Below are 9,415 nucleotides of genomic sequence, written 5' to 3'. Positions count from 1 at the left end.
CCGCTAAACACGGGGGCTGCGCGGCGGACACGCCGACGTCACAGCTACTGCCACGCCATTTTTGCAGAACTTGACGCACACAACTGCGGAAGCGAAGTCGCGGCTGATCGAGGCGACACTGAAGCCGGGCGCGAATGTATCGGCCATCGCCAGACAAGCGGGGATGGCGCCAGCCCAGCTGTTCGGCTGGCGGAGCAAGGCGATCAAGAGCGGTGCGGTCACGCCGCGGCGAGATGCGGATCGGCTTGGCTTTGTCGAGGTCACCCAAGCGGCGTCCGCGTCGGTGGAGATCGAGCTGGGTGGCGTGGTCATTCGCGCCGGTGCCGATATCAATGAGGAGCAGCTGGTGCGGATCATCCGGGCGGTTCGCCAGGCATGATCCCGGCCGGCGTGAAGGTGTTGGTCGCCAGTCATCCCGTCGATTTTAGAAAAGGTCCCGACGGCCTTCTGGCGGTGGTGCGCGATGCCGGTTCGGATCCGTTCAACGGCGCGCTTTATGTCTTCCGCGCCAAAAGAGCGGACAGGATCAAGATCGTCTGGTGGGACGGCAGCGGCGTGTGTCTTTATGCCAAGCGACTGGACGACGCGAAGTTCTGCTGGCCGCGGATCGGCCACCACCGGGTCCAGCTCAATCATGCTCAGCTCATGGCTCTGGTTGACGGAATGGACTGGAAACGGGTTCGGACGGAGACCGTCAGGCGGCCGCAATCGGTTGGGTAAAACCCTGCGGCATGATGAATCAGGGAGCTGAAAAAGCGGGAAAATTGCCCGCGAATATGCTCTGATTTTGGCCATGTCGGCACCCGAACTCGCGCTCCCGGACGACGTTGACGCGCTCAAGGCGATGGTTATTGCCATGGCCGAAAAGGCCGCCCTTCTGGAGGAGCGCAACCTCCATCTCGAGCTGGTCAACAAGAGCGCCGATGAGCGGATCGCACGCCTGACGACGGTCGTGAAGATGCTGGAGCGGGCGCGCTTCGGCACCCGCTCCGAAAGGTTGCGGACCGGCGCGCTGAGCGAGGAACAGTATGCGCTGGTCTTCGACGAGATCGAAACCGGCGTGGCGGCCATCGAAGCGCAGATGGAGAAGTCTGCGGGCGGCTCGAAAGCGAAGCGCGCTCCGCGTCCTCGCAAAGGCTTTGCGGCCCATCTCGAACGGGTCGAGGTGGTTATCGAGCCCGAAACGCCTGCTGGCTGCGAAGCGCTGGAAAAGATCCTGATCGGCGAGGACGTCTCCGAACGGCTCGATGTCACCCCGGCGAAGTTCCGGGTGATCGTCACGCGTCGCCCCAAATATGCCTACAAGGGTTGGGACGGCGTCACCCAGGCAGCCGCACCCGCCCGCATCATCGAAAGCGGCATTCCGACCGAAGCGCTGCTGGCGCAGATCGCAGTGTCGAAATACGCCGATGGCCTGCCGCTCTACCGCCAGGAAGCGATCTATGCCCGCGATCAGGTCGAGATCGACCGGTCACAGATGGCGCAGTGGATGGGCAAGGTCGGCTTCGAGCTCGAGCCGCTCGCCGATTACGCACTGACCCGCATCAAGCAGGGTGAGCGGGTCTTTGCCGATGAAACCACCCTGCCAACGCTGGCCCCAGGATCGGGCAAGGCCAAGACGGCCTACCTCTGGACCTATCTCCGCGATGATCGGCCGTTCGGTGGCAGCGGACCGCCCATCGTCGCCTACCGCTTCGAAGACAGCCGTGCCGGCGAATGTGTCGCCCGCCATCTGGACGGCTATCGCGGCATCCTGCAGGTTGACGGATACGCCGCCTATAACCGGCTGGCCCGATCGGATCGGGGCAATGACGGCGTGACGCTGGCGGCGTGCTGGTCGCACGTGCGGCGCAAGTTCTACGAACTGCATGCCGCAGGCTCCTCCGTTATTGCCTCGCAGACGGTGGCGCAGATGGCCCCGCTGTGGGCCGCCGAGGAGGCCGTGCGCGGCCAGGACCCGGTACTTCGGATAGCTGCGCGTCAGGAGAAATCCGCCGCCGTCGTTGCCGCTCTCTTTGCGCTGTGGGAAAAGGAGCTGCCGAAGCTGTCGGGAAAATCGAAGCCCGCTGAGGCGATCCGCTATGCGCTCGGCCGGCGTGCCGCGCTGGAGCGCTTCCTCACCGACGGCCGCATCGAAATCGACTCCAACACCGTCGAGCGCGCCATCCGGCCACAGACAATTACCCGAAAGAACAGCCTCTTCGCTGGCAGCGACGGCGGCGGACGGACATGGGCCACCATCGCCACGCTGCTGACCACCGCCAAGATGAACCAGGTCGATCCGCACGCCTGGCTCACCCAGACCCTCGAGCGTATCGCCAATGGCTGGCCAAACAGCGATATCGAGGCGCTTATGCCTTGGAACTACCAGCGCTGAACGGCATCAGCTACCCGCTTACTGTATACCGATACACTTGAACGGCTATACTAGCGAGTGATGGCGTTCCACATCAAAAATCCCGAGACCGACGCACTGGCCCGCCGGGTCGCCGCACTTAAGAGAACTGGTCTGACAGAGGCCGTCCATGCCGCGCTCAAGCATGAGCTTGAGCGCGAACAGGCTAGACCGTCCCTCGTAGAGATCGGCGTCAGGTTCTGCCGAGATCTGCGAGCCCGGGGCAAGCCTGATCACGGCAGGCCCGCCGACAAGGCGTTTCGCGACAGCCTGTACGAGAATGATGATGTTCATCGACGCCTCGGCCCTGACGGCGCTGATGACCAACGAGGATGATGCGCGCGAACTCCTGGTCGGGACCCGGCGCGGCTGAACGGTGTTGAACCGGACTTTACTTGGCTGGCCACGGTCCAGATTGGATCACGTTCAAGAACCTAAAATGCGGCGGGCTTGCTTCGGATGGTTAAGGCCAGGAGCGCCTCCGAAAGTCGTTTCTTCGCCCGCTCCACCCCGTTCTCGTCGATTGCCTCAACATCGAGGAACAAGTCGAGACCAGTCGTATGCTCGCTGATGACCTGAGGGCGCTGGGCGAGTTCACCCAGGAGGCCCTCGACTTCGTAGGGGACAACCTCCCGGCTGATCCCCTTCATGGCAATCGGTGCTAATGGACGCGCCCGGACAAGGTCGCGCACGAGCGCGTAAGTCTCATAGCTGAGGCAGATGCCGCCGGGCTCGGCAATCGACTGCAGCCGGGCCGCCAAGTTCGCCTCGGCTCCAATAATCGTGTAGTCCATCCGATCATCGGAACCGAAGTTCCCAACATTGCAATAGCCCGTGTTGATGCCCATGCGAGCTCGGAAGGGCCGTTCAACTCCGCGGTCATGCCACACCCTGTTCAACTGCTCCAGCCGACGCTGCATGTCGACAGCCATGCGCAAGCAGGCTCTCGCGTCTTCCTCGACGCCCTGCGTCTCGGGGTCTCCGAAGAACACAAGAAGCGCGTCGCCGATGAACTTGTCGACGGTGCCGCCGTGTTTGAGCGCGATCGTCGACATCTCGGTGAAGTACTCGTTGAGGAGAAGCGTCAGGTCCTCGGGCTGGAGCCGTTCCACGATCGCGGTGAAATCCTTGACGTCGGAGAAAAAGATCGTGAGCTTCTTGCGCTCGGTTGCGATGGTGACGTCCTTCTGGCCGCTGAAGATGCTTTTGTAGATTTGAGGCGAAAGGTATTTGGCGATCTTCAATGAAATCGCGGCCAGAAAGTCGTTTGCCTCGGAAAGCTCCTTGTTGATGCCCTGAATCAACGCGGACTGCCGACGCTGCAGGAGAATGAACGTCAGGCCCGCCGCCGCCGCGAAACCGAAATATAGGAGCAGATACTTGAAGGTGAGGACGTTCGCAGCAATAGGCTGATTGACTGATATCTCCTGGATCCCTCGGACATCCCCTACCTTCCAGTCCGTCTTGGGGCTGTCCGGGTGTGAGTTATGGCAGGTCACGCAGACCTGTCCCATTACAACAGGGGCCACGGCGCGGACCTGCCGGTCAAACAGTGAACCCGAGACTTCGATGATCGGCTCCTTCGGGTTGGCGCGCAAAGCAAAGATTGCATTCCGCTCGAATACATCGAGCTGGTGGGGGGCGCGACCTTTGAAAGGCAGATCCGAGACGAACCGATATTTGACGGACCCGTCGTGAGCGCTGATGCGCTTGCCGAGTTCGATCGAGAGGGTTGCTGGAATAGGGATCGCGCCTGGCACGTCCCGGTAGTTGTGCGTCGCAGTCACGGCGCCGTTAGCTTGCAGCACGCGTCCCACGACGTCGCTGCCGTAGAATCCGCGCATCTCGTCGATGATGCGGCTGATTTCGCTGGCTTGCCTGCGCAGCATCCGTTCCGATAGGTCTCGGAGGTCGAGCCAGGCTGCGACGGGCAAACCGATAAGGCCGATGACCACTGCCGTGACCAGGAGCGGTCCCATGGTGCGCTGCTGACGCGCAATCTGTTCACTCAGTCCAGCCATTGTGCAAGCCCCCGGCCGTCACAGTATCTGAACTATAGCTCATTCCCGGCACGGTACCAGAGTCAGTCTTGGCTCGATGAAAACACGTCAGCCCTGCAACCTCGGACCGACCTTGAGCGGTTGCTAAGCCCCGACCCTCACAGCGGATTTCGCATTCTGGCGCTAGACGGGCAGTGAATCAGTGAGGGGGATGTCGCAAAGTCGGTTGTGACCCGGAATGCGCTCCGCGATAACCGCTCAGGGGTCAAAAATTCACCTCTGGCAAGGTTGAGACTTCTGCGGCCGGAGAGCGCGTCGGAAAAGAAAGTGTCCCGCCAAACGTATCCGCGTTTCGGCCGCACTATGGAATGGGACACCGCGGCGGCTGACGCGGTGCTGCGCGCTGCCGGCGGCATGACGCGCACGCTGGATAGCGCGCCGCTCGCCTGCGGTAAGCGCAACCAGAGCGACGACGAGGATTTCGCGAATCCGCATTTCATTGCCAGCGGCAAGGCTGCCACGGCCGCTTAGGCACCATGATGAACTCCGATCCCATCCCGGCTCGTCGCCCGCGCAAATGACGCTGTCGCGCATGCGACGCTTGAGTGAAGCACTTATTTTCAGCCGAACGCTCGTGGCAGGGAGTAACTATCCGGTGTGGATCGTGGCAGAGGCCCTTCGCGTGTTAGGCTGCTTGCATGGAGATCGACACCGACAAGATCGACGAAGCCGTTCTGGGCCTGCTTTGGCTGACGCTGCATGAAGAGAGGCGCGCCTGGAAGGGTTTGGATTGGAACGCTCTGGATCGCTTGCACGAGAAGGGGCTGATCGCGAATCCAGCAAACAAGGCGAAGTCAGTGGTTCTGACAGATGAAGGACTGCGGCGTGCGCAGGAGCTATTCCGAACCCTGTTCACCCGTCCGGCGCCATGAGCCATGAGCGCTGGGAGGGCGCCGCGAGATGATGGCGCACCTGGCTGAATTTCGATAGTGGCGGCGCGCTGACCGCAGGCGGGACGGGCAGTGCCCTCGCCGTGGCGGCCAAACTCGTCTTCGTCACCTAGGCCAACGGGGGCATCCTGTCTGTTAAGGCAGTGGCAGAGAACACCGCAGTCGCGACGCTAAATGTCAACGGCATTGGCGCGAGGTCCATCCGCAAGATGCTTTCTGCCGGCGAATCGGCGCTTCCCGGGCCGAGTTGCAGGCAGGCAGCGGGTCTGCGCCCGCTGCTGGTACATGGATGTTTAAAGGGCAGACTACCACAAGGAATGTGTCATCATGGCTGCGGATTTCCGAAGGCAGGTTTCTCAAGAACGAGCACATGACTACCAAGAGGGGATGTGTGAGTGCTCTTAACTTGGAATCCCTCGTCGGACAGCGTTTCGATGAACGCGGGCAACAACGTTTGAGGTGCGCCTCACAATATTGGAAAGCACCCTTCGCGCCTTGCCTGGGCCGATGTTGCGCTGCATGTGCTGATAGACGGCCAGCAGCAGGACGATATCGTTCGGTAGAAGGATATTGCCGAGGCGCCGGCTGCCAAGATTCAGGCGATCGAACCGGGCATGCACCGGGGAGCAGCTCAATAACATTTTTGCAGTCTGGATGTGCGGCTTGGCAATGTCGATCCCGTGGATCGAGCTGGGTTTCAGCTTGGATATCTCATAGGCGACAACACCCATATTGCAGCCAACATCGAGAATGGATTTCCCGGCGTAGTCGACCTTTGCGGAGAATAGCCCGTCCAGTCTGTCGTCCCACGTTCCGGCAAAACCCCTTTTGAATCTTGACCACCACAAATCATCAGCTCCTTTGGAAAGAGCCCCCTTGAGCGCCTCCTACCACGAGAGAATTAATGGTCGATACCCATTCAACTGGAATTGATCACATTGACGAACCAAGGCAGGGACGTGTGCGGCGGCGTCACAACCCCATCACCCTGAGTGCCGCCGGAACCGGATAGCGGTTGCCGTCATAGCGCAGCCGGTAGGTCCGCTTCACAGACTTGGCGGGATGGGACTTGCATTCGCCATCTTTGTCGGGGGAGGGATTGTCGGTATCCGTCCGCTCGACCGCAATGATGTCACGATAGCCGTGGTGGCGCGCCGGGCTCATCGCCAGGCTGACCTGGCTGGAATGAAACGATCCGGCGCAACTGGCATCGCCTTCGCCGCCATGGCCGGCAACCACGAGGCCGTCGAGCACCAAGCGCAGCGCATCGCTGGCGACGGCATAGAGCCGCAGGTCGGTTTCAGTGAAGGGAGTAGCCTGCGAATGGTTTGCCATTTCGATGCGCAGGCCGAAGGCGGTGACCTCAGGGGCCAGTGCGTAGCGGCCGGTGTCGAATTCCACCTTACGGATCGCGATGGCATCATCGGTCATCAGTCCAGGCTGGAGCAGGCGCTGGCGCACCCGCAGGCTCTTTCTATCGACGACCAGTAGCTCGATGTCGCCGACATGCAGGTGGTCGCTGTTAGCGCTGTCGATCAGCGGTACCGCGACCAAAAGCAGGTCGTCATGAGCCGGCCAGATCTTGCAGGCCAGGCCGAATGGCGCATCGCTCTCCGGGAGCGTTGAGGCGATGCTCGTATGGGGTACAAGCGTGAACGAGGCGCCGTCGGGGCTCTTTCGGGCCTTGGGATAGGCCTGCTGCACCAGGGCGGCGGCATCGCCGCAATCGCCGGCCGCTGCCCGGGCGGGCGACAGGCTGGCGAGGGCCGCGCCGAGCAACAGGACAGGCAACACTATTCGCATGGAGTTCTCGCGTCGCAGGGCCGGGTTCGGCCAGGGCCCTTCTACGCGAGATTAGTGGCGGCGCACAGGGTGTAGGGAAGTGACGGCTAGCTCCAGCCGCTGCGTCAGGACCATAGGTATCCTGGAAAGTCGTAAAGTCCGAGCTCGCTTAGGAACGGTGATCATGAGAACGCCGCCCGAGCGCCAATTTTTGCCAATGCTGTTCGAGCTACCTGAAACAGATACTGACAATGTGATCTCGGTTGCCTTGTCGCGCTCCGATTAGATAAAGAAGCGCTCCGACAAGAAACCTCTACAAAACCGGACCTCGCCGATCCGTCAAGCGCACCTTCTAGGGTGTACATTCCAAAATTAGTGCGCCGGGAGACCGGCAAGGAGTAGGTGGTGGAAGTCCACTGCGATGAAGGAATAGCGATCCACATCGGCCCCGAGCCGTGCGCAGACATCCGCGAGGATGCCGGCGAAGCGTCGGTAGGGGAGTGCATAGGCCAGCCATTGAGCCACGAAAGGGAATTTGTTCCGGATGCCGACGCCGTTAATTTAGCGGAAGGCGAAATGGACGGGCGCGTTTTCGCGAGCGCCTGTTCGATCCGGCGTGGTCTGAGACCCTGGCATGTGCGGAAGCTCCTTGTGCGGGAACCGGGAGATCTCTGGATTGGCCATACGCCCCAGGAGTACGGGGGGATGGTCCGCAACGGGAAGGCGAGGAGCCGTAGCCGTTGATGCACGATCCAGAGAAGTCTGACTCCGGCATAGTAGCTGCGAAGCCGACGAACAAAGCCGGACAACCGGCGGCGGAGCTGGTGGAGCCAAGGCCGGGGACCAAGGGGAACGCGGAACAGCAACACATGCACCGGACACAGAGCCGGGCTCGCATGTCCCAGTCGCTGGATCGCGTACGGCAAGCCGCAAGGCTGAGGAAGAAGGAGAAGTTCACCGCGCTCTTCCACCACATCAATGTCGATACACTGCGGACGGCGTTCTACGTGCTCAAGCGCAAGGCCGCTCCCGGGGTGGATGGCATGACGTGGCAGGATTACGAGACAGACCTTGAGCCTCGGCTCAGGGACCTGCACGAACGGGTTCATCGGGGAGCGTACCGCCCGCAACCGTCTCGCCGGACGTTTATACCGAAGGCAGATGGAAAGCAGCGGCCGCTGGTGATTGCCGCTCTGGAAGACAAAATCGTCCAAGGGGCAACCGTCATGGTGCTCAATGCCATCTATGAAGGCGACTTCTGCGGCTTCTCATACGGGTTTCGGCCCGGTAGAGGGTCGCACGATGCATTGGATGCACTGTGCGTAGCGATCAACACGCGGAGGGTGAACTGGATTGTAGACGCCGATATCCAGAACTTTTTCGGGAGCGTCAGCCAGGATTGGCTCGTTCGCTTCGTGGAACACAGGATCGGCGACAAGCGCATCATCCGCCTGATCCGGAAATGGCTGAAGGCGGGCATTCTCGAAGACGGGATCGTGACGGTAGATGACAGGGGCACGGGTCAAGGCTCGGTGATTTCGCCGCTTCTGGCCAATATTTACCTGCACTATGTCTTCGACCTGTGGGTCAACCGCTGGCGACGGCGCGAGGCCACCGGCGACATGATCATCGTGCGCTATGCCGATGATGTAATCGTCGGCTTCGAGCGCGAGGGCGACGCCCGTCGTTTCCTCGATGCGATGCGCGCGAGGCTTGAGGAGTTCATGCTGTCGCTGCATCCGGAAAAGACTCGCCTGATTGAGTTCGGCCGCTTCGCGGCGGTCGACCGCAAGCAGCGCGGGCTCGGCAAATCGGAGACCTTCGCATTCCTGGGCTTTACCTTCATCTGCGGTAAATCGCGAAAGGGGCGCTTCCTGCTTAAGCGGAAGACCCGAGGCGACCGCATGCGGGTGAAGCTCAAGGACATCAAGGCGGAGCTGCGGCGTCGGATGCATTGGCCCATCCCCGAACAGGGGAAGTGGCTGAGGCAGGTCGTGACAGGTCATTTCGCCTATTATGCGGTCCCGACGAATGGCGGGGCGCTCGCGGCGTTCCGGCACCATGTGACCGATCTCTGGCGGCGGACGCTTCGGCGGCGCAGCCAACGAGACGGCTTCACCTGGGCCCGCATGACGAAGCTGACCGACGACTGGCTCCCCAAACCACGCATCCTTCACCCGTGGCCCAATGAGCGCTTCGCCGTCAGCCACCCAAGGTAGGAGCCGAGTGCTCGAATCGGGCTCGCTCGGATCTGAGCGGGGGGCGCCCAGTAATGGGCGTCCCTACCG

8 protein-coding genes and 2 pseudogenes are annotated in these 9,415 nt (G+C 61.5%); 7 read left to right on the top strand and 3 right to left on the bottom strand.

Annotated features, from left to right (window positions below; all coding sequences use genetic code 11):
- The first annotated feature begins 70 nt into the window (after positions 1-70).
- From NKH37_RS31780 to NKH37_RS31765, 4 genes and pseudogenes are all read left to right on the top strand, one after another.
- The gene (locus NKH37_RS31780; RefSeq protein WP_353042319.1) at positions 71-379 is read left to right on the top strand and encodes a transposase; all 309 of its coding nucleotides are present in this window, start codon (positions 71-73) and stop codon (positions 377-379) included.
- The gene (tnpB, locus tag NKH37_RS31775; RefSeq protein WP_352480562.1) at positions 376-720 is read left to right on the top strand and encodes an IS66 family insertion sequence element accessory protein TnpB; all 345 of its coding nucleotides are present in this window, start codon (positions 376-378) and stop codon (positions 718-720) included. Before NKH37_RS31780 ends, tnpB begins: the two co-directional genes overlap by 4 nt.
- 73 nt (positions 721-793) lie before the next feature.
- Entirely contained in the window at positions 794-2,377 is a 1,584-nt protein-coding gene (tnpC, locus tag NKH37_RS31770) for an IS66 family transposase (protein ID WP_353042317.1), read from the top strand.
- Positions 2,378-2,437: 60 nt separating this feature from the next.
- Positions 2,438-2,605 (top strand): annotated as a pseudogene (locus NKH37_RS31765) (type II toxin-antitoxin system VapB family antitoxin); the annotation flags it as partial.
- Positions 2,606-2,829: 224 nt separating this feature from the next.
- On the opposite strand, the gene NKH37_RS31760 reads toward NKH37_RS31765, so the two are convergent.
- Complete coding sequence (locus NKH37_RS31760) at positions 2,830-4,416, bottom strand: adenylate/guanylate cyclase domain-containing protein (RefSeq protein WP_353042315.1); 1,587 nt, start codon at positions 4,414-4,416, stop codon at positions 2,830-2,832.
- 321 nt (positions 4,417-4,737) lie between these two features.
- Here NKH37_RS31760 and NKH37_RS31755 point away from each other — a divergent pair.
- Both NKH37_RS31755 and NKH37_RS31750 read left to right on the top strand, forming a co-directional pair.
- Positions 4,738-4,926: pseudogene (locus NKH37_RS31755) on the top strand (inositol monophosphatase family protein); the annotation flags it as partial.
- Between the two features lie 167 nt (positions 4,927-5,093).
- Positions 5,094-5,327 carry a DUF6429 family protein gene (locus NKH37_RS31750; RefSeq protein WP_352642469.1) on the top strand — a complete coding sequence of 78 codons (234 nt, stop codon included), beginning with the start codon at positions 5,094-5,096 and terminating at the stop codon, positions 5,325-5,327.
- A 419-nt stretch (positions 5,328-5,746) separates the two neighbouring features.
- Here NKH37_RS31750 and NKH37_RS31745 read toward each other — a convergent pair whose 3' ends face one another.
- Positions 5,747-6,193, bottom strand: a complete 447-nt coding sequence (locus NKH37_RS31745; RefSeq protein ID WP_353042313.1) for a class I SAM-dependent methyltransferase — start codon at positions 6,191-6,193, stop codon at positions 5,747-5,749.
- Positions 6,194-6,317: 124 nt separating this feature from the next.
- Positions 6,318-7,148 (bottom strand): PA3715 family protein, encoded by an 831-nt coding sequence (locus tag NKH37_RS31740; protein WP_353042311.1) that lies wholly within the window; start codon positions 7,146-7,148, stop codon positions 6,318-6,320.
- Between the two features lie 722 nt (positions 7,149-7,870).
- Here NKH37_RS31740 and ltrA point away from each other — a divergent pair.
- The gene (ltrA, locus tag NKH37_RS31735; RefSeq protein ID WP_353042309.1) at positions 7,871-9,346 is read left to right on the top strand and encodes a group II intron reverse transcriptase/maturase; all 1,476 of its coding nucleotides are present in this window, start codon (positions 7,871-7,873) and stop codon (positions 9,344-9,346) included.
- The last annotated feature ends 69 nt before the right edge of the window (positions 9,347-9,415 follow it).

Origin of the sequence: Mesorhizobium sp. M1217, assembly GCF_040318275.1 — a bacterium.
Lineage (GTDB): Bacteria > Pseudomonadota > Alphaproteobacteria > Rhizobiales > Rhizobiaceae > Mesorhizobium.
The sequence above is the reverse complement of the archived record's forward strand: the minus strand, read 5'-3'. Positions and strand labels throughout refer to the sequence as shown.